Source organism: Ruegeria sp. SAZA006 (genome assembly GCF_059613465.1).
Genome location: NZ_JBXWSO010000004.1, coordinates 249,179 through 273,607, shown reverse-complemented (window position 1 = coordinate 273,607; position 24,429 = coordinate 249,179). Strand labels below are relative to the sequence as shown.

Sequence of the window (24,429 nt, the reverse complement as noted above, 5' to 3'; positions counted from 1 at the left end):
AACTCCCTGTTATTGATTGTCAGGATCGTGCGCCGAGGGCGGCAAAGAGTCAAAGGGGGAAATGCGGCTTGATTCTACCCCGCGCGCGGGGCATCACGGCGCCATGCTGATCTACAAGATATTCCGGGCCGAGGAATGGGCGGCCCTGCAGGCACAGGGCGAAACTCAGGGCGCGCCCATCGATGTGGCGGATGGGTTCGTGCATTTCTCCACCGCAGAACAGGCGGCGGAGACCGCGGCCAAACACTTTGCCGGGGCCGAAAACCTGACCCTCTTGGCCTGCGATGCCCAGAAAATGGGCGATGATCTGAAATGGGAGGTCTCGCGCGGCGGGGCCTTGTTCCCACATCTCTATCGCAACATGCGCATGGCGGATGTGATCTGGGCCAAGCCGCTGCCGCTGGAAAACGGCGCGCACCGCTTCCCCAAGGAGATGCGATGACCGGCCATATCGACCCCGACCGCGCCCATTTCGAGGCGTTCAAGGCGCTGGACCGCGATCACCCGATCGAGATGCTGAACCTGGTACGATTCCGCGCCAAGGCCGTCTATCCCGCAGGCCACGACCTGGCCGGCGCGGGGCTGAGCGGCGCCGAAGCCTATCGCCGGTACGGGGCCGAAACCGCCCCGATCATTGCGCGGCTGGGGGCCTCGATCATCTGGCGCGGCACGTTCCAGACAACGCTGATCGGCCCGCAGGGCGAAGCGTGGGACGAGATGTTCATCGCCCGTTACCCCTCGGCCCATGCGTTTCTCGCGATGGTGACCGACCCGGCCTATCGCGCGGCGGTCATTCACCGGCAGGCGGCGGTGGCCGACTCGCGCCTGATCCGCACCGCCCCTGCCCCAACCGGAGCGTCCTTCGGATGAAACTGACCGAGAAACTGGCCCTGGTCGCACTGCATCGCCTGGACCCCGAAACCGCGCACGGTCTTTCGATCACGGCGCTGAAAACGGGTCTGACCCCGGCGCCCGGTCCCGTTACCTCGATGCGCTTGCGCACGCAACTGGCCGGGCTCGACCTGCCCAACCCGGTGGGGCTGGCCGCCGGGTTCGACAAGAATGGCGAAGTCCTGGGCCCGCTGTCACGCGCAGGCTTTGGGTTTATCGAGGTGGGTGCCGTAACCCCGCGCCCGCAGCCGGGCAACCCCAAGCCGCGCCTGTTCCGCCTGACCGAGGACCGCGCCGCCATCAACCGGTTCGGCTTCAACAACGAAGGGATGGAGGCGATGGCCCGGCGTCTGGCGTACCGCCCCAAGGACGCGGTGATCGGCCTGAACCTGGGCGCCAACAAGGACAGCACCGACCGGGCGCGGGATTTTGCGCAGGTGCTGGCCCATTGCGGGCAATGGCTGGATTTCGCCACGGTGAATGTCTCGTCGCCCAACACCGAAAGGCTGCGCGACCTGCAGGGAAAAGAGGCGCTGAGCGCCCTGCTGGCAGGTGTGCTGGAAACCCGCGGAGCCTTGGCGCGGCCGATCCCGGTGTTTCTGAAGATCGCCCCCGACCTTACGGATGACGAACTGCGGGACATCGCCGATGTCGCCCGTGACACGGGCATCGACGGTGTCATCGCCACCAACACGACCTTGTCGCGCGAAGGACTGCGCAGCCCGCACAAGGATCAGGCCGGCGGATTGTCCGGCGCGCCTCTGTTCGGGAAATCGACCCGCGTTCTGGCCCGGCTGAGCCAGTTGACCGACGGGCAGATCCCGCTGATCGGCGCGGGTGGCATCGGCACGGCCGAACAGGCCTATGCCAAGATCTGCGCCGGGGCCTCGGCCGTGCAGTTCTATACCGCGATGGTCTATGGCGGCCTGTCACTGGCGGCCGAGATCGCGCAAGGGCTGGATGCCCTGCTGGCGCGGGACGGGTTCAAGTCGGTGGCTGACGCCGTCGGCAGCAAACGAGAGGATTGGCTGTGATCGAATACTGGCACAACCCACGCTGTTCAAAATCGCGCGCCGGGCTGGCACTGCTGCAGGACCGCGGCGCCGAAGTCACCGTTCGCAAATATCTCGAGGACGCGCCCAGCGCGGATGAGCTGCGAGCGGTGCTGTCCCGGCTGGGCATCCCGGCGATCGAGATGATGCGCAGGGGCGAGGCGCGGTTCAAGGAACTGGGGATGAGCAAGGATACACCCGAGGAAGCCCTTGTTCAGGCCATGGCCGAGAACCCGATCCTCATCGAACGCCCCGTCGGGATCACCGCCGACAAAGCCGCCATCGGCCGCCCGCCCGAGAACCTGCTGACCCTGCTCTAGGCCACCTGCGCCTCGAGCCGGGGGTAGCGCAGGCCCAGCGTCACCGCGCGGGCGGTGTTCAGCACCATCAGCGCGGCCCACAGCCCGTGATTGCCCATGGTCGGCACCAGCAGGAACAGCGCCACCACATAGATCGCCACCGACTGGATCATGGCGGTGCGCATGGCGCGGGTCCAGGTGGCGCCGATAAAGATGCCGTCGAACATCCAGCTGGCAACGCCGATCACCGGGGCCAGTGCCGCCCAGATCAGGTATTCGCGCGCCGCGACCCGCACATCGGGCGCGGTGGCCATCAGGTCGATCAACGCGGGCCCCGCTACAAAAAACGTGACCCCCAGCAGCAGAGCCCCACCGACGCCCCATTGCGACGCCATGACCGAGGCGCGCCGGACCTGGTATCGGTCCTTGGCCCCAACGGCGCTGCCCACCAGCGCCTCGGCGGAAAAGGCGAACCCGTCCAGTGCAAAGGCGGTGATTTCCAGGAACTGGAGCAGCACCTGGTTGGCGGCCAGCGTCACGTCGCCCAGATCGGCGCCAACGAACAGAAAGGTGGTGAAGGACCCGGTCAGCAGGACCGACCGGATCATGATGTCGCCATTGACCTGCATCATCCGGCGCAGGCGGGCGGGGTCAAAGATCCGCGCCCAATCGCGCCATTGATTGCCCCCGAACGCATCGCGGCACAGCCACAGGCCCAACGCCAAACCCGTCCATTCGGCGATCAGAGTGGCCACCGCCACACCTTCGACGCCCCAGCCCAGGCCTAGCACGAACCATAAATCCAGCAGGATGTTCAGCCCGTTCATCCAGACCTGAAGCACGAACACGCCGCGCGTGCGTTCGACCGCGATCAGCCAGCCCGTCACGGCATAAAGCGCAATGGTGGCCGGTGCGCCCCAGATGCGTATCTCGAGGTAATCGCGCGTCAGCGCCTCGACCTCGGGGCTGGCGGGCGACAGCGCGAAAGCCCCGGCTAAAATCGCCACCTGCGCCACGATAAAGAATAGCCCCGCCGCGCCGCCCAAGAGCAGACCGCGCATAAGCAACGCACCGGTTTCCGCCGTGTCTCCCGCGCCTCGGGCCTGTGCGGCCAAGCCGGTCGTGCCCATGCGCAGAAAGCCGAACACCCAATAGATCGTGGCCAGAATGACCGCACCGATGCCAACTGCGCCGATCGGGGCGGCCTGCCCCATCTGGCCGACCACGCCAGTATCCACCGCGCCCAGAATCGGCACCGTCGCGTTGGACAGCACGATCGGCACCGCGATCTTCAGCACCCGTCTGTGCGTAATGGGTGCCGAGGCGTCCCGCATTTTGCTCAGCCCTTGGCCGAAGGCTCTTGCGGCATCAGGAAATGCCCTGTGGCCTGCGCGAACAGCTTGGCGTGGTTGTCCTGCCAGGCCTCGACGCGCACCGAGGCATACCGCCGCCCTGCCCGGCTGATGAAGGCGCGTGCATAGGCATCGCGCGGCAGGCCCGAGCGCAGGTAGTCCACCGTGAAGTCGATGGTCTTGGGAAAGCGGATATTGTGATCGGAGATGATGTCCTCGGCATCGATCTCACCGCTTTCGATGCGCGAGAACAGGTGCTCCCAGCTGAGCGTGATCACCGCCGTCACCTCGAGAAAGGCCGCCGTGACGCCCCCATGAATCGCCGGCAGGAATGGGTTGCCGATCAGCTTTTCGTCGAAATTCAGAACTCCGGTCAGTTCGTCTCCGCGCCGGTCGAAGCTGATGTTGAGGAACCGGATATACGGGACCCCCTCGACCAGCGCCTTGAGGGCCGCGTCGCGCCGCTGTTTCACCACCTGCATCGGTTCGGGGCGGGGTCTTGCCATCTCACTTCCCCTCGACAGTGAAGGCGCCCGAGGCGGTGGCCACCGGGCGATCCTGATCGTCGTCCGTCGCGGTCGCGCGCACGAAGGCCACGTTGCGCGTGATGTGATAGCAGGTCGCGCGGGTGGTGATCGTCTGGCCGGGTGTTGCGGCGCGCATGTAGTCGATGCGCAGGTCGATGGTGGCTGTGCCGCCGGGCGCGGCCGGGTGGCTCATGACCGCGGCCCCGCAGCAGGTATCCAGACTGGCCGACACCGCCCCACCGTGAATCACGCCCGTGCGGGGATCGCCGATCAGATCTTCGTTGTAAGGCATGGTGATTTCGGCCTCGCCCTCGCCGATATGGGTCAGGGTCAGGCCCAGGGCCCGCGCATGGGGGATCGCCTCGATGAACTGGCGGGCGAGTACTGTTTTGTCGACCATGAGGTTCAGTCCTGTTGTCCTGCCCCTTTATGATCTGCTCTGCGCGCAAAGGGCAAGCCCGCCTGTTGCGCTTGTCCGCACAACGCCCTAGGTTGCAACCGAGGAGAACAGGAATGTCCGACAAGCGTTTGTCATTCAAAGAGATGTGCGCCGAGTTCGACGTGACTCCGCGCACCCTGCGCTACTACGAGTATATCGAGCTGCTGCAGCCAGACCGGGAAGGACGGTCCCGGTTTTACGGTCCGCGCGAGCGTGCGCGGATGAAGCTGATCATGCGTGGCCGAAAGTTCGGTTTCCCACTTGAGGAAATCCGGCAGTGGTTGCTGATCTACGAAGATCAAGGCAACAAGGCCCAGATGGCCACCTTTGTCGAAATGGCCGACCGCCAGATGGAAGAACTGCGTCAGCAGCGTCAGCAACTGGACGAAGCCATGGACGAGTTGCAGCGCCTTCGCGATCAAACGGCCAACTCGCTGACCTAAATCGGCCAGTTCGATCCCCCCAAATCCATCCTTCATTTCACCGGAAATCTGCATTTTTCCGCTGGCGCCCTGCCGCCTGCCCGTCGGAGTCGAACCGCGCGGGTACAGTGGATTTGGCTGGCCCAACGGAAAGAAAATTGCCAACCCGCCGCTTTACGCGACCGGAAGTTACGTCAATTTCTTAGTGACGCAGCGTCTGGATTACGTAAACGTCAATCTCATGTTGTAAAGCGGCCATCGACTGCGCAACTTTCTCATGACGCCAGCGACGAGAGGGTGACCAATGACCGAAGATCTTATGACCATCCGCGAGATGTGCGAGACCTATGACGTCACGCCGCGGACCTTGCGGTTCTACGAAGCCAAAGAGCTCTTGTTTCCGATCCGTGAGGGCCAGAAACGGCTGTTCACCAAACGTGACAGGGCGCGACTCAAGCTGATCCTGCGCGGCAAACGCTTTGGTTTCAGCCTGGAAGAGATTCGACAGCTTCTGGATCTGTACCATGTCGGCGACCAGCAACTGACCCAGATGACCCGCACCTATGAAATCGCGTGCGAACGTCTGGCGGACATGGAAGCCCGCCGCGAGGAACTGACTCAGGCCATTGACGATCTGAAGGAGCAGTTGCGCTGGGGCGAGAAGGTCATCGCCTCGATGAAACAGGAAAAGAAGGCGGCCGAGTAACTCCTCGCCCGCCTGCCACCCGGACATCTGAATTAAGGGAGCTTCAAATGCCCGTTTACAACGCGCCTACCAAAGACACGCAGTTCGTTCTGCATGACGTTCTGAAAATCTCGGCCTCGGATATTCCGGGCTACAATGAGCTGGAGCCCGAGTTCACGGGCGCCGTTCTGGAAGAGGCCGGCAAGGTCGCCGTCAACCTGCTGCACCCGCTGAACGTGGTCGGCGACACCGAAGGCTGCCGGTTGGAAAACGGCGTCGTCTACACCCCGACCGGGTTCAAGGATGCGTTCGAGCAGGTCAAGGAAGGCGGCTGGACCGGTCTGGACATGCCCGAGGAATATGGCGGCCAGAACATGCCTTATGTTCTTGGCACGGCCGTGGGCGAGATGTTCTCGGCCGCGAACCAGGCTTTCACCATGTATCAGGGCCTGACCCACGGCGCGGCCTCGGCCATCCTGGCGCATGGCACCGACGCGCAGAAAGACACATATCTGCCCAAGATGGTCAGCTGTGAATGGACCGGCACCATGAACCTGACCGAGCCGCATTGCGGCACCGATCTGGGCCTGATGCGCACCAAGGCCGAGCCGCAGGGCGATGGCAGCTACAAGATCACCGGCCAGAAGATCTTTATCTCGTCCGGCGATCACGACATGGCCGACAACATCATCCACCTGGTGTTGGCCAAGATCCCCGGCGGACCCGAGGGCATCAAGGGCGTGTCGCTGTTCATCGTCCCCAAGTTCCTGGTGAACGAAGACGGCAGCCTGGGCGAGCGCAACGGCGTTTCGGTCGGCAAGATCGAAGAAAAAATGGGCATCCACGGCAACTCGACCTGCGTGATGAACTATGACGGCGCAACCGGCTACCTGCTGGGTCAGGAACACAAAGGCATGCGCGCCATGTTCACCATGATGAACGAAGCGCGTCTGGGTGTCGGTATGCAAGGTCTGGCTCAGGCCGAGGCCGCCTATCAGAACGCGCTGGAATACGCCAAGGACCGCCTGCAGGGCCGCGACGTGACCGGTACCAAAAACCCTGACGGTCCGGCCGATCCGCTGATCGTACATCCCGACATCCGCCGCAGCCTGATGGACCAGAAAAGCTTTGTGGAAGGCGCGCGGGCCTTCATCCTGTGGGGCGCGACCCTGATCGACAAGGCGCACCGCGCAGGCGACAAGGACGCCAACGGGCTGATCTCGCTGATGACCCCGGTCATCAAGGGCTTTCTGACCGACGAGGGCTATGACATGACCGTTCAGGCCCAGCAGGTCTATGGCGGCCATGGCTACATCGAGGAATGGGGCATGTCGCAATACACCCGCGACGCCCGCATCGCCATGATCTACGAAGGCGCCAACGGCGTTCAGGCGCTGGATCTGGTGGGCCGCAAGCTGGCGCAGGACGGCGGCAAGCATGTTATGGCCTTCTTCGACTTGGTCAAAACCTTCTGCAAGGAAAACAGCGGCAAGGACGAAGCCTATGACAAGGCGTTCATCGAACCGCTGAAGGCCGCGTCGAAGGATCTGCAGGCCGCCGGCATGTACTTCATGCAGAACGGCATGACCAACCCGAACAACGCTCTGTCGGGCTCGTATGACTTCATGCACATGTTCGGTCATGTCTGCTTGGGCCTGATGTGGGCTCAGATGGCCAAGGCCGCGCAGGAATCGCTGGATGCCGGTGCGTCCGACAAGGACTTCTACGAAACCAAGATCGCCACCGGCCGCTACTACATGGCGCGCCGTCTGCCGGCCACGGGCATGCACCTGGCGCGGATCCAGACCGGCGCCGACACGGTGATGGCACTGGACGCGGCGAACTTCTGATCCCAGTCTGGTTCCGGGCGGCCCTGCCCGGAACCAGCGCTCATGGAGGAGATGACATGCCCAAACGCTTTCGCCTGACCCGCCGCTTTCCCGTCGCCATGACCGAGGACGGGTATCGAAAACTCAAGGGGTTTGCCCGCGAGGCCGGGCTGGACGAAGGAGAGGCGCTGTCATTCCTGTTCGAGAATTTCAACAGCGTGATCGACGAGGAGAACCTGACCCACCGGCTGCGCATTTTCAATTCCGAGCTTGAGGCGCGCAAACGCTAAACGCCCCCGATGCCTGGCCCAGGCCCGGCGTGTTTTCAGCAAGACAAGTCCGAACGCGGCTGCGGCCCGCGAGACAGGTCTTTCTTGAAACACGTGCGTGACGAAACCGTACAAACCGCCTTGGGAGGGGTGAGTGCATGACGATAAAACTGCATTGCTTCGGAGAAAGCGGAAACTCATACAAGGCTGCCTTGGCACTTGAGATGTCGGGGCTGGAATGGGAGCCGGTCTTTGTCGATTTCTTCAACGGCCAGACCCGAACCCCCGAATACCGCGCCGAAGTCAACGAAATGGGCGAAGCGCCGGTTCTGATCGACGGAGATTTCCGGACCAGCCAGTCGGGCGCGATTCAGGCCTATGTCACCGAGAAGTCCGGAAAATTCGGCGGCAAGACGCGGGAAGAGAACTATGACATCCTGCGCTGGGTGCTGTGGGACAACCACAAGTTCAGCTCGATGGCAGGCATGACCCGGTTCCTGATCAACTTTCTGCCCGAACAGCACCGCAACCCGGATGTGATCGCCTTCAACCAGGGCCGACTGAAAGCCGCCTATCAGGTGCTGAACGCGCATCTTGAGGGGCGCGACTGGATCGTCGGCGACAGCGTGACCAACGCCGATCTCAGCTGCTGCGGCTACCTCTATTACCCCGAACCGTTCGGCTTTGACCGTGCCGAATGGCCCCATATCGACGCCTGGCTGACCCGCCTGTCCGAGCAGCCCGGCTGGAAACACCCCTATGACCTGATGCCCGGCAATCCGTCGGATCGAGCTTGAGGAGAGAAGTATGAGCGAAGCTTACATTTATGATGCCCTGCGCACCCCGCGCGGCAAGGGCCGCAAGGACGGCAGCCTGCACGAGGTGACCTCGGTGCGCCTGTCGGCGGTGGCCCTGAACGCCATCAAGGAACGCAACAACCTGGAAGGCCACGCCGTCGAGGACGTGATCTGGGGCAACGTCACCCAGGTAATGGAACAGGGCGGCTGCCTGGCGCGGTCGGCGGTTCTGGCCTCGGACCTGGATGAATCGATCCCCGGTCTGGCCATCAACCGGTTCTGCGCATCCGGCATGGAGGCCGTGAACCTGGCCGCCAACCAGGTCAAGGGCGGCGCGGGCGAGGCCTATATCGCCGGTGGCGTCGAGATGATGGGCCGCGTGCCCATGGGCAGCGATGGCGCCGCGATCGCAGTCGATCCGTCGCTGGCGATGGAGACCTATTTCGTCCCGCAGGGCATTTCGGCCGACATCATCGCCACCGAATACGGTTTCAGCCGCGACGATGCTGACGCGCTGGCCGTCGAGTCTCAGAAACGCGCGGCCAAGGCGTGGGAAGAGAACCGCTTTGCCAAGTCGGTGATCTCGGTGAAGGACCGCAACGGTCTGACCATTCTGGACCGCGACGAATACATGCGCCCCGGCACCGACATGCAGAGCCTCGGCGCGCTGAACCCCTCGTTCCAGATGATGGGCGAGCAGATGCCCGGTTTCGACAAGGTGGCGATGCTGAAATACCCGCATCTGGAAAAGATCAACCACATCCACCACGCCGGCAACAGCTCGGGCATCGTGGATGGCGCGGCGGCCGTTCTGATCGGCAACAAGGAATTCGGCGAGAAATACGGCCTGAAGCCGCGCGCCCGCATCAAGGCCACCGCCAAGATCGGCACCGACCCGACCATCATGCTGACCGGCCCGGTTCCGGTGACCGAAAAGATCCTGGCCGAAACCGGCATGAAGATCAGCGATCTGGATCTGTTCGAGGTCAACGAGGCCTTTGCGTCGGTCGTGCTGCGTTTCCAGCAGGCGTTTGACGTCGACCCGGCGCTGGTCAACGTCAATGGCGGCTCGATCGCCATGGGCCACCCGCTGGGCGCCACCGGCGCGATCATCATCGGCACCCTGCTGGACGAGCTGGAGCGCCAGGACAAGGAAACCGGTCTGGCCACCTTGTGCATCGCATCCGGCATGGGCGCGGCAACCATCATCGAACGTGTGTAACGGCGGGGATCAGGAGAAGAAAAATGGCTGATTTTACACTGACCAAAGACGCCGACGGCGTTGGCATCATCACCTGGGACGTCCCCGGCAAGACCATGAACGTGATGTCGTTCGACGGCCTGTCCGAACTGAACGACTGCATCGATCAGGCCCTGGCCGATGACGAGATCAAAGGTATCGTGATCACCAGCGGCAAGGAAGGCTCGTTCGCCGGCGGCATGGACCTGAACCTGCTGGCGGTGATGAAGGAACAGGCGGGCGACGACCCGGCCAAGGGCCTGTTCGAAGGCACGATGAAGATGCACGCCCTGCTGCGCAAGATCGAGCTGGCCGGCATGGACCCCAAGACCAAGAAAGGTGGCAAGCCGATCGCGGCCGCCCTGCCCGGCACCGCCGCCGGCATCGGGATGGAGCTGCCGCTGGCCACGCACCGCATCTTTGCCGCCGAGAACCCCAAGGCCAAATACGGCCTGCCGGAAATCATGGTCGGCATCTTCCCCGGCGCAGGCGGCACCACGCGTATGGTCCGCAAAGTGGGCGCCATCGCGGCGGCTCCGCTGCTGCTGGAAGGCAAGATGCTGGACGTGAAAAAGGCCAAGGGCGCAGGCTACATCGACGAGATCGCAGCCGATCCGCTGGCCGCGGCCAAGGAATGGGTGCTGAACGCCAAGGACGCCGATCTGGTCAAACCGTGGGACGCCAAGGGCTACAAGATGCCCGGCGGCGCACCGTATCACCCTGCGGGGTTCATGAACTTCGTGGGCGCCTCGGCGATGGTAAACGGCAAGACCCAAGGCGCCTTCCCGGCAGCCAAAGCCTTGCTGAGCGCGGTCTATGAAGGCGCACTGGTCGATTTCGACACTGCGCTGAAGATCGAGGCGCGCTGGTTCACCTCGGTGCTGATGAACCCGTCCTCGGGCGCGATGATCCGCTCGCTGTTCCTGAACAAGGAAGCGCTGGAAAAAGGCGCCGTTCGTCCGCAAGGTATTCCGGATCAGTCGGTCAAGAAGATCGGCGTTCTGGGTGCCGGCATGATGGGCGCGGGCATCGCGCTGGTCTCGGCGCAGGCAGGGATGGAGGTCGTGCTGATCGACCGCGATCAAGCCGCCGCCGACAAGGGCAAGGCCTATACCGAAGCCTATCTGGACAAGGGCATGAAGCGTGGCAAGGTCACGGCCGAGAAGAAAGAGGCTATGCTGGCCCGCATCACCGCCACGCCGGATCTTGAGAAACTGGCAGGCTGCGATCTGATCATCGAAGCCGTGTTCGAGGATCCCAAGGTCAAGGCCGAGATGACCCAGAAGGTCGAGGCGATCATCCCTGAGGACTGCATCTTTGCCTCGAACACTTCGACCTTGCCGATCACCGAACTGGCCAAGGCCAGCAAGCGGCCCGATCAGTTCATCGGCATCCACTTCTTCTCGCCGGTCGAGAAGATGTTCCTGGTCGAGATCATCAAGGGCAAGGAAACCGGTGACCGGGCCGTGGCCAAGGCGCTGGACTATGTCCGCCAGATCCGCAAGACGCCGATCGTGGTCAATGACGCGCGGTTCTTCTACTGCAACCGCTGCATCATCCCCTACATCAACGAAGGTGCGCGGATGATCACCGAAGGCGTCAGCCCGGTTCTGGTCGATAACGCCGCCCGTCAACTGGGCTTCCCGGTGGGTCCGGTTCAGCTGACCGACGAAACTTCGATCGACCTGGGCGCCAAGATCGCGCGGGCGACCAAGGCGGCAATGGGCGACGCCTACCCGGAAAGCCCTGCGGACGATCTGATCTTCTGGATGGAAGAACAGGGTCGCTTGGGCCGCAAGTCCAAGGCCGGGTTCTTCGATTATGACGAAAATGGCAAGCGCATCGGCTACTGGAAAGGTCTGCAGGACAAATATCCGCTGGCCGAGCAGCAGCCCGACCTGATCGAGGTGCAGGAACGCCTGATGTTCGCACAGGTTCTTGAAGCCGTGCGCGCGCTTGAAGAAGGTGTTCTGGAAGACATCCGCGAAGGCGATGTCGGCGCCATCCTGGCCTGGGGCTTTGCGCCCTGGTCAGGTGGTCCGTTCAGCTGGCTTGATATCATCGGTGCGCCTTACGCGGCCGAGCGTTGTGACCAGTTGTCGGAGAAGTACGGTGACCGCTTCGCCTGCCCGCCGCTACTGCGCGAGATGGCCGAAAAAGGTCAGACCTTCTACGGCCGCTTCGACCCCGAAGCCAAAGCTGCCTGAACAAGTGATGCTGGCGCATGATCCCATGCGCCAGCATCTTTTTTAAGGTGTTTGGTCAGGTCTGCCATTCAGGCCGCAGAAACAAGGCCGGCACGTTGGGCCGCCCCGGACGTCCCGGACGCCGCACCCCCGATGAGGGACGGATCGGAAAGATCGGTTCCTGCGGGATGGGTGCAGGCAGTGCACCCAACGGGTTTGCAATGGCCGACAGTTCGCCCGCCTCTGCGATAGATGTGACGAGGCTCCGCGCCTCGGATTCCTCCAGCACCGCGTAGGACCGTCGGGACGGACCAGACAGCGAACGGATGCGGCACGAGGAACAGAAGGCTTGAAAGCCACCCTCGATGAAGACCACTTCGTCCTGCTCAAAAAACAGCGATGTGACTTGGAATTCCTCGGCCGGTGTCTGAGAGGAAAAGCTGAAGTGCCCGCTCAGCAGACGCGCCGGAATGATCGCCAGCCCCTCGTCTATGTTTCCATCAGAAGACAAGGCTACGGCCATTCCCTGCTCGGGCATCAGCCAAACCGCACGACCGTTGTATGCCGCGCGGGACGGCACGCGCACAGGCAGAAAATCAGGTCGAACCTCGCCAGCCGGTACGGCTATTCTGTCGTGGGACACGCGCTTCACTTCCTGGAACCCGTTGTCCATCGTTCTGACCAGATCCCCGGCGATCAATGCCTCGGCCAGCTTCCAGCCATTGGTGGTGGCAACCTTCGTTCCATGCAGCAATCCGCCACGCCTGACCGAAACGGCGTCACCCGGTACGGTCTGGATATTATTTTCGGAAAACCCCGAAACACTCACTACTTCCAACACGTGCCTACCCCCTTTTGGCACTTTCAAACTATCCCATTGGGCTAGCACGAAGTTTTCGGGAGTGACTTAGTTTTGCCATATTTGGGGCCAATTTGGGCCTTTTTCGCCCCATTAGTCGCGTTTTTTATAAACAAAAGCCTGCATTTGTCAGCGTTTTGCACAATTCGGGAAATAATCGACCAGCCTTATTCGAACTGATATTCGAATCTCTCTATGTCTTCGCGACAAACGTCAAACACCGCCTTTTTTGCCTGAACCGAGTAGTAGTTGGCGTATTCCGCCCGCCTGGCTGACCGGTTCTCGTGAGGGAGGTCCAGACGCAACCCCAGATGATCGAACAGTGGGGCCGCATCCCGCTGAAAGCTTTCGATCCGAATGTATGCGCGACAAAGATCGGTTCCGTTGGCGTCACTGACATAGGACGGGAACGGGTTTTCCCGAAAGGACTGCTGGATTTCCGGGTGCAGAACAAAGCCCTCGAAATCAAGCCTCCCGGCCAGATGAACCGCTGAGTGATCAAAGGACTGATCCCTCAACCAGTGGTAATAGCTGACCATCCGGTCCCACGGGTTCCGGATCAGCGTGAACACGAACATCTCTTGCATCTGCTGGTCGGGAAAAAGCCCCCGCAAGTCGGTCAGCCGGGAGTGTTTCCACAGCCGGCCCTCCGTCTTCAGTGACCTGTTGCGTTTGTTTCTACGCTGCGCCTTGGGGGTGTCGCCCACCAGGATGTCGTCCTTCATGGCCCGCTGCTCGAGCGCCAGCGCCAGCGATGTTCCCCCGGTCTTGGGAATATGTATGAAGATGTAGGACCGCCCTGTTGACAGGATCATCGCACCGGTTCCCGTTGGGGAACCACGCTCGCTCGCCACGCCAGCACTGCGCCGGCCGCGGCGATCAGGGCGATGCCCGCAATCTGCAGCGGTCCGATCCCCTGCCCCATCACCACCCAGGCAAAAAGCGGTCCGAAGATCATTACCGAATACTCGAACACCGCGACATATGACGGCTCGCCCAGTTGGTAGGCCTTGATCAGCATGAATACCGCAGCCGTGGACCCAACCGCCTGCAATGCGACCCACGGCAGAGCGGCCTCCATCGGCCAGACCCAGCCCCGGGTCACAAAACCGGCTGGGCCGTCAGACTCGATCACCGGCAAAACCGAAAAAACGGCGAGACCAAGAGCGCCGGCCAGCCCAAGCGTGACAATCATCGCGGCCAGCAAAGCGACGGTGCTTTCGCTTGCACAATGCGTTCGGGTCAGAATCGCACTGAGCGCATAGAAAAACCCGCCAGCCACCGGCAATAAGCTGGTCGCATCAAAGGCATTGGGGTCAGGCTGCAATACACAGAGGATTCCGACAAACCCCATAAGCACAGCCAGGACCCGCCAGGGGCCGATCTCTTGGTCCAGCAACAGCGCGGAAATCAACAGAACGAAGATCGGTGATGTGAACAGCCCCGCAAGGGCCTGAGCAATTGGCATCAAAGCCAGTGAGCTGAAATAGAACAACATCGCCAGGGTGATCAGGACACTGCGCAGCAGGACCGCCCAAAACCTCTGAGGTCGCAGCCCTCCAAACCCCAGAAACGACAGTCCCACGATAAGAGGCAGCATCATCACGGCCCGGCTAAGGTGGAATTGCCACAAACCGATCGTTTCGGCCAGCCGAATGACGAAATTGTCCACGACGCCGATGATTGCCATGGCCGAGACCATCAGGACCGATGCAAGAACCGGTGAAGAAGGATGTGCTGTCTGCATGTGGCCTTGGCCTCCGGGCCCTTTGGCCGAAACTGCGCGTCCCGGTTATCGAGCACATTTCCAATTCACCACGCAACAGGTTTGCGCGGATTAATCTCTCCGTGTTAGAAATCGACGAAAGATAAAACGAGCAGACCTCATCGAAATGACGGCACTGAAACAATACCAGCGGATCGAGGCTACCGGTCTGTGGCGCCCGTCGCCCGACGAGCAGCGCCGCGAAGTTGTTGTTTCGATCGGCGAGGCGACGTTGACCATCACCGATTTCAACGATCGCGCGCTGACGCACTGGTCGCTTGCCGCACTTGAAAGGCAGAACCCGGGCAAGTACCCCGCGATATTCAACCCCGATGGCGACCCGGACGAGACACTGGAACTGGAGCAGTCCGAAACCACCATGATCGAGGCAATCGACCGCTTGCAACGCGCCATCGAACGGGCGCGCCCGCATCCCGGACGCCTGCGGTGGGCCAGCGTCGGCGGAGTGGTTGCGGCGGTCGCGGCGGTATTGCTGTTCTGGCTGCCCGGCGCCCTGCAAAGCCATGTCGAAAAGGTCGTGCCTGAGATCAAACGGCAGGACATCGGGACCACGATCCTGCAACGGATCGAGCGGGTCTCGGGCCGGGCCTGCGCCTCGGCGGACGCGCAGCCGGCGCTGCAGAAGCTGGCCCAGAGAACAGGTGTGCGACGGATCGTTGTGTTGCCGGCCGGGGTGCAGGAAAGCCTGTCACTTCCCGGTGGGATCGTGCTGCTGAACCGAGCGCTGGTTGAAGACAGTGAAGATCCCGCGGTTGCCGCCGGTTACGTGATAGCTGAACGCACGCGGGCCAGGCTGCATGATCCGTTGGACGATCTCCTGGACAAAACCGGGCCCACTGCAGCGTTTCGTCTGCTGACAACGGGCGAACTGACACCCCAGATCGTGGACACCTATACCGAACAGGTTCTGGCCGAATCCCGCCCCGCAGTTCCGGAAGACGACTTGCTGGAGGCGTTTGCGTCCGCCAATTTGCCCTCAACCCCATATGCCTATGCGGTTGATATAACCGGCGAAACGGTTCTGGGTCTGATCGAGGCCGACCCGATGACGGGTCAGCCTTTGGATCAGGTTATGCCCGACCGCGATTGGGTGCGGTTGCAGAATATCTGCAGCGACTAGGCGTTCCTATTTGGTGCCGAACATCCGGTCTCCGGCATCGCCCAGACCGGGCATGATGTAGCCCTTGGAATTCAGCTCGCGGTCCAGCGCGGCGGTCACAATCTTGACGTCGGGATGCGCCTCTTTCATGCGGGCCACGCCTTCGGGGGCGGCCAGCAGGCACAGGAACCGGATGTCGGTGGCACCGGCCTGTTTCAGCAGGTCGATCGCAGCGGCCGAGCTATTGCCGGTGGCCAGCATCGGGTCGACCGCAATCACCAGCCGATCCTTCAGGCCTTCGGGGGCCTTGAAGTAGTACTGCACCGGCTGCAACGTTTCTTCATCGCGATACAGGCCCACAAATCCAACCCGGGCCGAGGGCACCAGTTCCAGAACGCCGTCCAGCATCCCGTTGCCCGCACGCAGGATCGACACCAGCGCCAGTTTCTTGCCCGCCAGGATCGGCGCATCCATCTCCTCCATAGGGGTTTCGATGTGGCGCGTGGTCAGGGGCATCTCGCGCGTCACTTCATAGGCCAGCAGCAGCGTGATCTCGCGCAGCAACTGCCGGAACGAGGCGGTCGAGGTGCCCTTGTCCCGCATGAGCGTCAGTTTGTGCTGAACCAGCGGGTGGTCGACGACGGTCAGATGTTCGCTCATGTGTTCTCCAGTCTTTTCCTGACCCTTGCGCGGGTCTCTTCATCGCAGAATGCGGCGTTCAGGGCGGTGTCGTTCAGCGCGGCGAAATCCTCGGCGTCCCAGCCGAAGGCCTGTGCCAGCATGTCATATTCGCGGCGCAGATTGGTATGAAAAAACGGCGGGTCATCGGTGGATACCGTGACCTTCACACCCGCCGCGCGCAGCCGCGCGATCGGGTGGGACGCGAAATCGGGGTACAGGCCCAGCACCACGTTCGAGCCCGGGCAGACCTCGAGCGTGATGCCCCGGTCGGCCAGTTCATGTACCAGATCGAGGTCTTCGATGGCTCGCACGCCGTGGCCCACACGTTCGACCCCCAGCGCGAGCACCGCATCGCGTACGCTTTCGGGGCCGCCGAATTCGCCGGCATGGGTGGTCAGGCGCAATCCGGCCTCGCGCGCGCAATCGAAGGCCCATTTGAAATCGGCCTGCTGGCCCATGGCCTCGTTCCCGCCCATGCCGAACCCGGTGATCCAGTCACCGGCGGTTTCGGCGGCGCACTGCGCGCTGCGTTTGGCCTTGTCGGGCCCGAAATGGCGCACGCAGGTCACCACCCCGCGCAGGGTGATTTCGAACTTGCCCTCGGCCTCGTCCGCGGCGTCCTGAATGGCGGCCAGATAGTCGCGCCAGGCATGCAGATCGCCCCCGCCGCAGAAATCGGGGCTGAGGAAGGTTTCGGAATAGACCACCCCGTTCGCAGCACTTTCTTCCAGAATCGCCAGCGTCAGGCGGCGGAAATCCTCGGGCGTTTTCAAGACTTCGCAGGCGGCCTCGTAGACACTGAGGAAATGCGCGAAATCGCGGAAGTCATAGCTGCCGTCGGGCTTGAAGATGCCGCTCAGGTCAACCTTCTTTTCATGCGCCAGTTGGCGAATGAAGGCGGGCGGGGCCGCGCCTTCGTGATGCAGGTGCAGTTCGATCTTGGGCAGGTCTGCGACGGTCATAGAAAGGTCCTTCCCGGCCCTTGCGCCGGAATGTTCAGATGATGGGCGATGCTGGCGGCCACGTCGGCAAAATTGACCTGCCCGATCTGTCCGGCCCCCAGGCCGGCGATCAGCACCGGCACCTGCTCGCGAGTGTGGTCGGTGCCGACCCAGCTGGGGTCGTTGCCGTGATCGGCGGTCAGCAGAAACAGGTCGCCCGGGCGCAGCCGGGGCAGGATACGGCCGATCTGGGCGTCAAACCACTCCAGCGCGCGCGCATAGCCCGAGATGTCGCGCCGGTGGCCGTACTGGCTGTCAAACTCGACGAAATTTGCGAAAGTCAGGCTGCCGTCCTCGGCGCTGTCCACAAGGCGCGAGAGGTGACCCATCAGATCGGCGTCCGAGCCCTTGTCCAGCGTATCGATCCCCTGCATCGAGAAGATGTCGCCGATCTTGCCCACACCATGCACCTTGCGCCCGGCATCCTGCGCCCAGTTGGTCAGCACCGGCGCGGGCGGCGTGATGGCGAAATCCTTGCGGTTGGTGGTGCGGACGAACCCCTGTTCGGGCGAACCCACGAAGGGGCGCGCGATCACCCGTCCGACCTTCATCTCGTGCAGCATGGGGGCCAGTGTCCGGCACATTTGGTACAGGCGCTCCAGCCCGAACGTCTCCTCGTGCGCGGCAATCTGGAACACGCTGTCGGCCGAGGTATAGCAGATCGGCCAACCGGTGCGCATATGTTCGGCGCCCAGTTCGGCAATGATCGTGGTGCCCGAGGCATGGCAATTGCCCAAAATGCCCTCGGTGCCGGCGGCTTGTGCAGCGGCGCGGGTCACATCATCAGGGAACGCGGGAACCGTGTCGGGGAAATAGTGCCAGTCCCACGGCACCGGCAGCCCGGCCAGTTCCCAATGACCCGAAGGTGTGTCCTTGCCCGGCGAATGCTCGCGCGCGCAGCCCCAAAGGCCGGTCGGGTCGGCCTCCAACCCTGGCACATCCGCGCCCGAGGCCAGTCGCACCGCCGCCCCCAGCCCCAGCGCATCAAGGTTGGGCAGGTGCAGCGGCCCGGACCGGCCATCCTCGGCCCGCCCTTCGGCGCAGGCCTGCGCGATATGGGCCACCGTGTTGGCGCCCGTGTCCGGCACGTCGCCGTTGAAGAACCGGTCGGCATCCGGCGCGCCGCCGATGCCCACTGAATCTATCACCACAAGGAACGCGCGACTCATGCGAGGATCCTTTCCTGTACAAGGTCCGGCACCGGAACGGGCGTCGGGCCGATGGTGATCGCGGCGCGCACGGCTTGCGCGGCCCGCTGTGCGGCATCCTCGCGCGCGGCATGGACCACGGCCATTGGCGTTCCGGCCGAGACCTTGTCGCCCAGCCGCACCAGCCCCGACAGACCCACCGCCGGATCGATCACGTCGCTTTCCACCTGTCGGCCACCGCCCAGCGCCACGACCGCAAGGCCCAGCGCCTCGCCGTCCATCGCGGAGACATAGCCTTCATCCTGCGCCGTCACCTCAAGGATCACGCTGGCCTCGGGGAGATAGCGCGCCCAGTCCTCGACCAGACCCAACGGCCCGCCGACCGCAGCCATCATCCGGCCGAACCGCTCGGCCGCGCGGCCATCGCGGATCACCTCGGCGATCATGTCCTGCCCGGCCTGCGCATCGCCGACCATACCTGCGTCAGACAGCAAAACGCCGCCCAGCTCGGCCGAAATCTCGGCCAGGGGCGAGGGCTGCCCACCGGTCAGTACCTTCATCACCTCGGCGATTTCCAGGGCGTTGCCCAAGGCGGGCGCCAGCGGCTGATTCATGTCGGTGATCAGGGCCGAGGTCCGGCACCCGGCCGTATTGGCCGTTTCGGTCAGGGCCTGCGCCAGCTTGCGCGCCTCGTCCAGCGTTTTCATGAAGGCCCCGCTGCCCACCTTGACGTCCAGCACCAGCGCATCCGGGCTGGCCGCCAGTTTCTTGGACAGGATCGAGGCGGTGATCAGATCGAGGCTTTCGACCGTAGCGGTCACGTCGCGGATCGCATAGAGCCGCTTGTCCGCCGGGGCGATCTGTGCCGTTGCGCCAACGATTGCGGCGCCGGTCTCGGCCAAAATCTGGGCCAACCGGTCCTGGCTGATCTGGGTCGACACGCCGGGGATCGCCTCGAGCTTGTCGAGCGTCCCGCCGGTATGGCCCAAACCGCGCCCCGAGATCATCGGCACATAGGCCCCGCATTCCGCCAGTGCCGGAGCCAGAACGAGGCTGACACAATCCCCCACCCCGCCGGTCGAATGCTTGTCGATCACCGGACCATCCAGATCCCATGTCAGAACCTCGCCGCTGTCGCGCATGGCCAGCGTCAGCGCCGCGCGACCCTCGGGACCCAGACCGCCCATGCAGACGGCCATGGCAAAGGCTCCGGCCTGGGCGTCGCTGACGCTTCCATCGGCCAGACCTTGGGCAAACCACGCCAGCTCGCTGGCATCCGGCACTTCGCGGCGGCGCAGTTTCGCGATAATCGAACGGGCGTCCATGGGCGCGGCCCTTACATGAACGAGGCGTCGAAGGCGCCGGGCAGCAGCTCGCCGATGGTCGTGCGGGTTTCAACCCCGTCCACCGTCGCCATGGTGACCACCACGTCCTTGTCCCCGAACTCGGCCAGTTTCTGCCGGCACCCGCCGCAGGGCGGCACCGGTTGCGGGCTGGAGGCGACGACATAGACCTCAGCCAGCTTGTTTTCTCCGGCGGCGACCATCGCGGCGATCGCACCGGCCTCAGCGCAGGTGCCTTCGGGATAGGCCACGTTTTCCACGTTGCAGCCCGCGAACATCGCGCCCGACGGGGTGCGGACCGCGGCGCCTACCTTGAAATTCGAATAGGGCGCATAGGCGTTTTCACGCACCTTGAGGGCTGCTTCTTTCAACGACATGGCGATTCCCCGATTTTTGATCATCTGGTCAGAATGCCATACCCTACTGGAAATCCGCGGGGGAATTGAAGCCCCCTCTGCACGGGAATCGCAGCGCGCCCGCGCGTCAGCCCAGATCGGTCTTGAAATACCCCGGCAGCGTGACCTCGAGCAGTTCGACATCGTAGCTGGGGTCGGCCAGTCGCGTGCGCATTCCGGGTGGGATGACAAAGGCGTCGCCCTGCTCCAGGCGAAACGGATCACGGCCTTCACCTTCCAGGGTGACTGACCCGTTCATCACGAAGGTAAAGTGGATATCGGCATCATGGCTGGCCCAGACCGGGTCGCCCTGCCCCCGGCGCACCACCTGTACGCCCGCCACGCCCTTGGTGTTTTCGGCAATCGTCGTGTCGCGGCATTGATAGCCCGGCAGGCGGAACGGCTGCCACTCTGCCCCTTCGGCCCGGTTGTAGACGAACCGCTGGCCCTGCCATTCCCGCTCGGGGCGGTAATGCGGCGTGGGCAGCTGCATTTCGTGGTCGATCTCGGTGACATGTTCGGCCGGAACACCGATTTCGATCACCTGCACGTTGTCCGACGCTTCGAGCACGCGGTGCCGGATCTCGGGCGGCTGGATGAAACAGTCGCCAGCGGTCAGACGCATCTTGTCGCCCTGATCCTCATAGACCACATCCACCCAGCCGTGGATGCAGAAGATCAGCTGGAACCCGACCTTGTGAAAGTGCACCATGTCCGGGACCGGGCCGCCGTCGGGAATGCGGATGTGGCTGGCGATGATCGACCCGCCCAGCCGGTCCGGCACCAGATCGCGGTAATGCATGCCCGCGCGCCCGATGATCCAGGGCGCCTGATCCTTGAGCCTGCGGACGACGAACGAATGAACCGTCTCGGGCATCACCAGGGGCGGGTTGCGCTCTTCGATCTCGACGCGGGTGCCGTTGGGGGCGACCAGGCTGCGCTGACCGCCGGCAAACCCGTCCGGATCATCGGTGAGGATGCGCAAGGTGCCCGGCGCCTCGGGCGCGTCCTTTTCCACACGCAGGCGCAGGCCATGCCCCGAAAACACCGCAACCCGTGGGTCATCCGCCGGATAGATCATGTCCATCCGCATGCCCAAAACCTTGGTGTAGAACGGAATGTCGTCGCGCAGCTCTTGGGTCGGAATGCGGAATTCGGCTATGGTGTCGGTCATGCTGGTCTCCTCTGCGCGGGACTGTGGGGGGCCGCTGGGAGATTTGCAAGTCGGGGTCATATCCGCCGTCACACGATTTCGAGGTTTCCCCTGCGTCAGAAATAGTTTAGCACTAAACTAAATTCCAAACGGGAAGTTTTGACATGTCCGACACACCCAGCCTGCGCCAGGCCGCACTTGATTACCACGCGCATCCAAAGCCTGGGAAACTGGAGATCAAGGCGACCAAACCCATGGCCAACGGGCGCGACCTTGCGCGCGCATATTCGCCCGGCGTGGCCGAGGCCAGCCTGGAAATCAAAAACGACCCGGCGACCGCCGAGATGTATACCGCGCGCGGCAATCTGGTGGCGGTGGTTTCGAATGGCACCGCGGTGCTGGGGTTGGGCAATATCGGCGCGCTGGCCTCCAAGCCGGTAATGGAGGGCAAGGCCGTTCTGTTCAAGAAATTCGCTGGCATCGACTGTTTCGACATCGAGCTGAACGAACCCGACCCCGAGAAGCTGGCCGATATCGTCTGCGCGCTGGAGCCCACCTTCGGCGCGATCAACCTCGAAGACATCAAAGCGCCCGACTGCTTTGTCGTCGAGAAACTGTGCCGCGAGCGGATGAACATCCCGGTTTTCCACGACGACCAGCACGGCACCGCCATCGTGGTGGGGGCTGCTGCGCGCAACGCGCTGCACGTAGCCGGCAAGCGGTTCGAGGACATCAAGGTCGTGTCCACCGGCGGCGGCGCGGCGGGGATCGCCTGCTTGAACATGCTGGTCAAGCTGGGCGTCAAGCGCGAGAACATCTGGCTGTGCGACATTCACGGGCTGGTCTATGAAGGCCGGGCCGAGGACATGAACCCGCACAAGGACCAATTCGCCCAGAAAACCGACCTGCGCACGCTGGATCAGGTGATCGACGGCGCCGACCTGTTTCTGGGCCTCAGCGGGCCGAACGTGCTCAAGCCCGAGATGGTCGCGCGCATGGCCAAACAACCGATCATCTTTGCCCTGGCGAACCCGACCCCGGAGATCTTGCCCGACGCCGCGCGCGAAGTGGCCCCCGACGCCATCATCGCCACCGGGCGCAGCGATTTCCCGAACCAGGTAAACAACGTTCTGTGTTTCCCGTTCATCTTCCGCGGTGCGCTGGACGTGGGCGCGACCGAGATCAACGATGCCATGCAGATCGCCTGCGTTGAAGGCATCGCCGAAATGGCCCGCGCCACCACCAGCGCCGAGGCCGCAGCCGCCTACAAGGGCGAACAGCTGACCTTTGGCCCCGACTACCTGATCCCAAAACCGTTCGATCCGCGACTGGTGGGCGTGGTATCCTCGGCCGTGGCCCGGGCCGCAATGGAAAGCGGCGTGGCCAGACGCCCCATCGAGGACATCGAAGCCTACAAGGAAAAGCTGAACCAGACGGTCTTCAAGTCCGCCCTCCTGATGCGCCCCGTCTTCGAGGCCGCCTCCGCTGCATCGCGCCGCATCGTTTTTGCCGAGGGCGAAGACGAGCGCGTGCTGCGCGCCGCTCAGGCGATTCTTGAGGAAACCACCGAAACCCCGATCCTGATCGGCCGTCCCGAGGTGATCGAGGCGCGCAGCGAACGTCTGGGCCTGTCGGTCCGCCCTGGGCAGGACTTCCAGATCGTAAACCCGGAAAACGACCCGCGGTACTATGACTACTGGAACTCGTACCACCAGATCATGCAGCGCCGGGGGGTAACGCCTGATCTGGCCAAGGCGATCATGCGGACCAATTCCACTGCGATTGGTGCAATCATGGTACACAGGGGCGAAGCCGACAGCATGATCTGCGGCACCTTCGGCGAGTATCGGTGGCACCTGAACTATGTCGAGCAGGTGCTGAATGACGGCGACCTGCGCCCGCATGGCGCATTGTCCCTCATGATCCTTGAAGACGGCCCGCTGTTCATCGCCGACACTCATGTCCGGCAATTGCCCAGCCCGGAAGAACTGGCTGAGATCACCGTGGGCGCCGCGCGGCATGTGCGGCGGTTCGGGCTGGAGCCGAAAATCGCGTTCTGCTCGCAATCGCAATTCGGCAACCAGGCCGAGGGGTCCGGCAAACGCCTGCGCGAAGCGATTGCCATTTTGGACAGCAAGCCCCGAGATTTTATCTATGAAGGCGAAATGAACCTGGACGTGGCCCTGGACCCCGAACTGCGCGAGCGGATTTTCCCCAATTCCCGCCTGGAGGGGGCGGCCAACGTTCTGATCTTTGCCCATGCGGACGCGGCCAGCGGTGTGCGCAACATTCTGAAGATGAAGGCCGACGGCATCGAGGTCGGCCCCATCCTGATGGGCATGGGCAACAAGGCGCATATCGTGACACCCTCGATCACGGCGCGCGGGCTGCTGAACATGGCGGCAATTGCCGGAACGCCGGTCGCGCATTACGGTTGAACACGGCGGCCCGACCGGTCTGGCCGCCCTGCCGAGGGAGGTCATCATGAATGGTCACTGCCACTGCGGCGCCGTGCGATGGGCCAGCGATGCCGAGATCGCCTGGAGCTGTTACTGCCACTGCGCGGATTGCAGGCGCAACTGCGCCGCCCCGGTCACCGCGTTCATCGGGCTGCCCCACGGTTCGGTGACGTGGTCGGGGGATGCGCCGCACGTGTACAACTCGTCTAAGGATGTCGAACGCCTGTTCTGCGGGACCTGCGGCACGCCGATGGCATACCGCAATGCCCGCGATCGGGTGAACATTCACCTCTATACCGCCACGTTGGACAACCCCGAGGATGCCGTGCCCCGGTTTCACGTTTTTCACGCCGAGCATCTGCATTGGCTGAACATCGAGGACAGTCTGCCCCGATATGCGGGAACAGCGACCTGATCCGAATCTGGCAACGCCACTTTTGCACCAGACGCTTCGCAAATTTGCAAGTACTGCAAAAATTTCCCGCCCAGGCGCGAAAACAAGGATCATTTGCAAAAC

26 protein-coding genes are annotated in these 24,429 nt (G+C 63.1%); 14 read left to right on the top strand and 12 right to left on the bottom strand.

The annotated features are described in order from the left end of the window. The first annotated feature begins 103 nt into the window (after positions 1–103). From AC2FNZ_RS04010 to arsC, 4 genes are read left to right on the top strand one after another with little or no spacing between them, the layout of a single operon-like run. Positions 104–442, top strand: coding sequence for a DUF952 domain-containing protein (locus tag AC2FNZ_RS04010; protein ID WP_496839910.1), 339 nt, complete (start codon positions 104–106; stop codon positions 440–442). Beyond that, entirely contained in the window at positions 439–870 is a 432-nt protein-coding gene (locus tag AC2FNZ_RS04005) for a DUF1330 domain-containing protein (RefSeq protein ID WP_496839605.1), read from the top strand. The genes AC2FNZ_RS04010 and AC2FNZ_RS04005 overlap by 4 nt, the downstream gene beginning before the upstream one ends. Then, positions 867–1,925 (top strand): quinone-dependent dihydroorotate dehydrogenase, encoded by a 1,059-nt coding sequence (locus AC2FNZ_RS04000; RefSeq protein WP_496839604.1) that lies wholly within the window; start codon positions 867–869, stop codon positions 1,923–1,925. The genes AC2FNZ_RS04005 and AC2FNZ_RS04000 overlap by 4 nt, the downstream gene beginning before the upstream one ends. Beyond that, positions 1,922–2,263, top strand: a complete 342-nt coding sequence (gene arsC, locus AC2FNZ_RS03995) for an arsenate reductase (glutaredoxin) (RefSeq protein ID WP_496839603.1) — start codon at positions 1,922–1,924, stop codon at positions 2,261–2,263. Before AC2FNZ_RS04000 ends, arsC begins: the two co-directional genes overlap by 4 nt. Here the strand turns inward: arsC and AC2FNZ_RS03990 are convergent. Genes AC2FNZ_RS03990 through AC2FNZ_RS03980 form a run of 3 tightly spaced genes read right to left on the bottom strand, consistent with a single transcriptional unit; the run spans position 2,260 to position 4,521 of the window. Further along, positions 2,260–3,576 carry an MATE family efflux transporter gene (locus tag AC2FNZ_RS03990; RefSeq protein ID WP_496839602.1) on the bottom strand — a complete coding sequence of 439 codons (1,317 nt, stop codon included), beginning with the start codon at positions 3,574–3,576 and terminating at the stop codon, positions 2,260–2,262. The genes arsC and AC2FNZ_RS03990 overlap by 4 nt on opposite strands. A 5-nt stretch (positions 3,577–3,581) precedes the next feature. Next, on the bottom strand, positions 3,582–4,100 hold the full coding sequence (locus AC2FNZ_RS03985; protein WP_496839601.1) for a PaaI family thioesterase: 519 nt from the start codon (positions 4,098–4,100) through the stop codon (positions 3,582–3,584). A 1-nt stretch (position 4,101) separates the two neighbouring features. Beyond that, entirely contained in the window at positions 4,102–4,521 is a 420-nt protein-coding gene (locus AC2FNZ_RS03980) for a PaaI family thioesterase (RefSeq protein WP_005981910.1), read from the bottom strand. 113 nt (positions 4,522–4,634) lie between these two features. Between AC2FNZ_RS03980 and AC2FNZ_RS03975 the strand changes: the two genes are divergently transcribed. The 7 genes from AC2FNZ_RS03975 to AC2FNZ_RS03945 all read left to right on the top strand — a co-directional run bounded on the left by AC2FNZ_RS03975 (position 4,635) and on the right by AC2FNZ_RS03945 (position 12,009). Beyond that, a complete protein-coding gene (locus AC2FNZ_RS03975; protein WP_093962629.1) occupies positions 4,635–5,003 on the top strand; it encodes a MerR family transcriptional regulator in 369 nt (122 codons plus the stop codon). 283 nt (positions 5,004–5,286) lie between these two features. Continuing rightward, positions 5,287–5,688, top strand: coding sequence for a MerR family transcriptional regulator (locus AC2FNZ_RS03970; RefSeq protein ID WP_093962630.1), 402 nt, complete (start codon positions 5,287–5,289; stop codon positions 5,686–5,688). 47 nt (positions 5,689–5,735) lie between these two features. Then, positions 5,736–7,517: an acyl-CoA dehydrogenase C-terminal domain-containing protein gene (locus AC2FNZ_RS03965; protein ID WP_496832652.1), complete on the top strand. Its 1,782-nt coding sequence runs from the start codon at positions 5,736–5,738 to the stop codon at positions 7,515–7,517. A gap of 56 nt (positions 7,518–7,573) precedes the next feature. After that, positions 7,574–7,786, top strand: coding sequence for a hypothetical protein (locus AC2FNZ_RS03960; protein ID WP_005981899.1), 213 nt, complete (start codon positions 7,574–7,576; stop codon positions 7,784–7,786). Positions 7,787–7,923: 137 nt separating this feature from the next. Beyond that, positions 7,924–8,562 carry a glutathione S-transferase family protein gene (locus AC2FNZ_RS03955; RefSeq protein WP_093962632.1) on the top strand — a complete coding sequence of 213 codons (639 nt, stop codon included), beginning with the start codon at positions 7,924–7,926 and terminating at the stop codon, positions 8,560–8,562. Positions 8,563–8,572: 10 nt separating this feature from the next. Beyond that, positions 8,573–9,784: an acetyl-CoA C-acetyltransferase gene (locus AC2FNZ_RS03950; RefSeq protein WP_093962633.1), complete on the top strand. Its 1,212-nt coding sequence runs from the start codon at positions 8,573–8,575 to the stop codon at positions 9,782–9,784. A gap of 23 nt (positions 9,785–9,807) precedes the next feature. Beyond that, positions 9,808–12,009 (top strand): 3-hydroxyacyl-CoA dehydrogenase NAD-binding domain-containing protein, encoded by a 2,202-nt coding sequence (locus AC2FNZ_RS03945; protein WP_093962634.1) that lies wholly within the window; start codon positions 9,808–9,810, stop codon positions 12,007–12,009. A 55-nt stretch (positions 12,010–12,064) separates the two neighbouring features. Here the strand turns inward: AC2FNZ_RS03945 and AC2FNZ_RS03940 are convergent, their stop codons facing one another. The 3 genes from AC2FNZ_RS03940 to AC2FNZ_RS03930 all read right to left on the bottom strand — a co-directional run bounded on the left by AC2FNZ_RS03940 (position 12,065) and on the right by AC2FNZ_RS03930 (position 14,594). Continuing rightward, positions 12,065–12,829: a Hint domain-containing protein gene (locus AC2FNZ_RS03940; RefSeq protein ID WP_496839600.1), complete on the bottom strand. Its 765-nt coding sequence runs from the start codon at positions 12,827–12,829 to the stop codon at positions 12,065–12,067. Between the two features lie 185 nt (positions 12,830–13,014). Beyond that, the gene (locus AC2FNZ_RS03935; RefSeq protein WP_496839599.1) at positions 13,015–13,662 is read right to left on the bottom strand and encodes a sulfotransferase family 2 domain-containing protein; all 648 of its coding nucleotides are present in this window, start codon (positions 13,660–13,662) and stop codon (positions 13,015–13,017) included. Further along, on the bottom strand, positions 13,659–14,594 hold the full coding sequence (locus AC2FNZ_RS03930; RefSeq protein WP_496839597.1) for a DMT family transporter: 936 nt from the start codon (positions 14,592–14,594) through the stop codon (positions 13,659–13,661). Before AC2FNZ_RS03930 ends, AC2FNZ_RS03935 begins: the two co-directional genes overlap by 4 nt. A 145-nt stretch (positions 14,595–14,739) precedes the next feature. Between AC2FNZ_RS03930 and AC2FNZ_RS03925 the strand changes: the two genes are divergently transcribed. Then, positions 14,740–15,753 carry a hypothetical protein gene (locus tag AC2FNZ_RS03925; RefSeq protein WP_496839596.1) on the top strand — a complete coding sequence of 338 codons (1,014 nt, stop codon included), beginning with the start codon at positions 14,740–14,742 and terminating at the stop codon, positions 15,751–15,753. Between the two features lie 6 nt (positions 15,754–15,759). Here the strand turns inward: AC2FNZ_RS03925 and upp are convergent, their stop codons facing one another. The 6 genes from upp to AC2FNZ_RS03895 all read right to left on the bottom strand — a co-directional run bounded on the left by upp (position 15,760) and on the right by AC2FNZ_RS03895 (position 21,474). Beyond that, positions 15,760–16,392: a uracil phosphoribosyltransferase gene (gene upp / locus AC2FNZ_RS03920; protein ID WP_093962638.1), complete on the bottom strand. Its 633-nt coding sequence runs from the start codon at positions 16,390–16,392 to the stop codon at positions 15,760–15,762. After that, on the bottom strand, positions 16,389–17,375 hold the full coding sequence (locus AC2FNZ_RS03915; RefSeq protein ID WP_496839594.1) for an adenosine deaminase: 987 nt from the start codon (positions 17,373–17,375) through the stop codon (positions 16,389–16,391). The genes upp and AC2FNZ_RS03915 overlap by 4 nt, the downstream gene beginning before the upstream one ends. Further along, complete coding sequence (locus AC2FNZ_RS03910; RefSeq protein WP_496839592.1) at positions 17,372–18,583, bottom strand: phosphopentomutase; 1,212 nt, start codon at positions 18,581–18,583, stop codon at positions 17,372–17,374. The genes AC2FNZ_RS03915 and AC2FNZ_RS03910 overlap by 4 nt, the downstream gene beginning before the upstream one ends. Further along, complete coding sequence (locus tag AC2FNZ_RS03905; RefSeq protein WP_496839591.1) at positions 18,580–19,887, bottom strand: thymidine phosphorylase; 1,308 nt, start codon at positions 19,885–19,887, stop codon at positions 18,580–18,582. The genes AC2FNZ_RS03910 and AC2FNZ_RS03905 overlap by 4 nt, the downstream gene beginning before the upstream one ends. Before the next feature lie 11 nt (positions 19,888–19,898). After that, entirely contained in the window at positions 19,899–20,282 is a 384-nt protein-coding gene (locus tag AC2FNZ_RS03900; protein ID WP_170366569.1) for a cytidine deaminase, read from the bottom strand. A gap of 106 nt (positions 20,283–20,388) precedes the next feature. After that, positions 20,389–21,474, bottom strand: coding sequence for a cupin domain-containing protein (locus tag AC2FNZ_RS03895; protein WP_496839590.1), 1,086 nt, complete (start codon positions 21,472–21,474; stop codon positions 20,389–20,391). Between the two features lie 143 nt (positions 21,475–21,617). On the opposite strand from AC2FNZ_RS03895, the gene AC2FNZ_RS03890 reads away from it, so the two are divergent. Continuing rightward, positions 21,618–23,891, top strand: a complete 2,274-nt coding sequence (locus AC2FNZ_RS03890; RefSeq protein ID WP_496839588.1) for an NADP-dependent malic enzyme — start codon at positions 21,618–21,620, stop codon at positions 23,889–23,891. A 46-nt stretch (positions 23,892–23,937) separates the two neighbouring features. Continuing rightward, positions 23,938–24,327, top strand: coding sequence for a GFA family protein (locus tag AC2FNZ_RS03885; protein WP_496839587.1), 390 nt, complete (start codon positions 23,938–23,940; stop codon positions 24,325–24,327). The last annotated feature ends 102 nt before the right edge of the window (positions 24,328–24,429 follow it).

What these genes read in the sequence shown, in the direction of transcription:
- AC2FNZ_RS04010 (WP_496839910.1), top strand. Translation starts at nt 104, where the DNA reads ATGCTGATCTACAAGATATTCCGGGCCGAGGAATGGGCGGCCCTGCAG.
- AC2FNZ_RS04005 (WP_496839605.1), top strand. Translation starts at nt 439, where the DNA reads ATGACCGGCCATATCGACCCCGACCGCGCCCATTTCGAGGCGTTCAAG.
- AC2FNZ_RS04000 (WP_496839604.1), top strand. Translation starts at nt 867, where the DNA reads ATGAAACTGACCGAGAAACTGGCCCTGGTCGCACTGCATCGCCTGGAC.
- AC2FNZ_RS03990 (WP_496839602.1), bottom strand. Translation starts at nt 3,576, where the DNA reads ATGCGGGACGCCTCGGCACCCATTACGCACAGACGGGTGCTGAAGATC.
- AC2FNZ_RS03985 (WP_496839601.1), bottom strand. Translation starts at nt 4,100, where the DNA reads ATGGCAAGACCCCGCCCCGAACCGATGCAGGTGGTGAAACAGCGGCGC.
- AC2FNZ_RS03980 (WP_005981910.1), bottom strand. Translation starts at nt 4,521, where the DNA reads ATGGTCGACAAAACAGTACTCGCCCGCCAGTTCATCGAGGCGATCCCC.
- AC2FNZ_RS03975 (WP_093962629.1), top strand. Translation starts at nt 4,635, where the DNA reads ATGTCCGACAAGCGTTTGTCATTCAAAGAGATGTGCGCCGAGTTCGAC.
- AC2FNZ_RS03970 (WP_093962630.1), top strand. Translation starts at nt 5,287, where the DNA reads ATGACCGAAGATCTTATGACCATCCGCGAGATGTGCGAGACCTATGAC.
- AC2FNZ_RS03965 (WP_496832652.1), top strand. Translation starts at nt 5,736, where the DNA reads ATGCCCGTTTACAACGCGCCTACCAAAGACACGCAGTTCGTTCTGCAT.
- AC2FNZ_RS03960 (WP_005981899.1), top strand. Translation starts at nt 7,574, where the DNA reads ATGCCCAAACGCTTTCGCCTGACCCGCCGCTTTCCCGTCGCCATGACC.
- AC2FNZ_RS03955 (WP_093962632.1), top strand. Translation starts at nt 7,924, where the DNA reads ATGACGATAAAACTGCATTGCTTCGGAGAAAGCGGAAACTCATACAAG.
- AC2FNZ_RS03950 (WP_093962633.1), top strand. Translation starts at nt 8,573, where the DNA reads ATGAGCGAAGCTTACATTTATGATGCCCTGCGCACCCCGCGCGGCAAG.
- AC2FNZ_RS03945 (WP_093962634.1), top strand. Translation starts at nt 9,808, where the DNA reads ATGGCTGATTTTACACTGACCAAAGACGCCGACGGCGTTGGCATCATC.
- AC2FNZ_RS03935 (WP_496839599.1), bottom strand. Translation starts at nt 13,662, where the DNA reads ATGATCCTGTCAACAGGGCGGTCCTACATCTTCATACATATTCCCAAG.
- AC2FNZ_RS03930 (WP_496839597.1), bottom strand. Translation starts at nt 14,594, where the DNA reads ATGCAGACAGCACATCCTTCTTCACCGGTTCTTGCATCGGTCCTGATG.
- AC2FNZ_RS03925 (WP_496839596.1), top strand. Translation starts at nt 14,740, where the DNA reads ATGACGGCACTGAAACAATACCAGCGGATCGAGGCTACCGGTCTGTGG.
- upp (WP_093962638.1), bottom strand. Translation starts at nt 16,392, where the DNA reads ATGAGCGAACATCTGACCGTCGTCGACCACCCGCTGGTTCAGCACAAA.
- AC2FNZ_RS03915 (WP_496839594.1), bottom strand. Translation starts at nt 17,375, where the DNA reads ATGACCGTCGCAGACCTGCCCAAGATCGAACTGCACCTGCATCACGAA.
- AC2FNZ_RS03910 (WP_496839592.1), bottom strand. Translation starts at nt 18,583, where the DNA reads ATGAGTCGCGCGTTCCTTGTGGTGATAGATTCAGTGGGCATCGGCGGC.
- AC2FNZ_RS03905 (WP_496839591.1), bottom strand. Translation starts at nt 19,887, where the DNA reads ATGGACGCCCGTTCGATTATCGCGAAACTGCGCCGCCGCGAAGTGCCG.
- AC2FNZ_RS03900 (WP_170366569.1), bottom strand. Translation starts at nt 20,282, where the DNA reads ATGTCGTTGAAAGAAGCAGCCCTCAAGGTGCGTGAAAACGCCTATGCG.
- AC2FNZ_RS03895 (WP_496839590.1), bottom strand. Translation starts at nt 21,474, where the DNA reads ATGACCGACACCATAGCCGAATTCCGCATTCCGACCCAAGAGCTGCGC.
- AC2FNZ_RS03890 (WP_496839588.1), top strand. Translation starts at nt 21,618, where the DNA reads ATGTCCGACACACCCAGCCTGCGCCAGGCCGCACTTGATTACCACGCG.
- AC2FNZ_RS03885 (WP_496839587.1), top strand. Translation starts at nt 23,938, where the DNA reads ATGAATGGTCACTGCCACTGCGGCGCCGTGCGATGGGCCAGCGATGCC.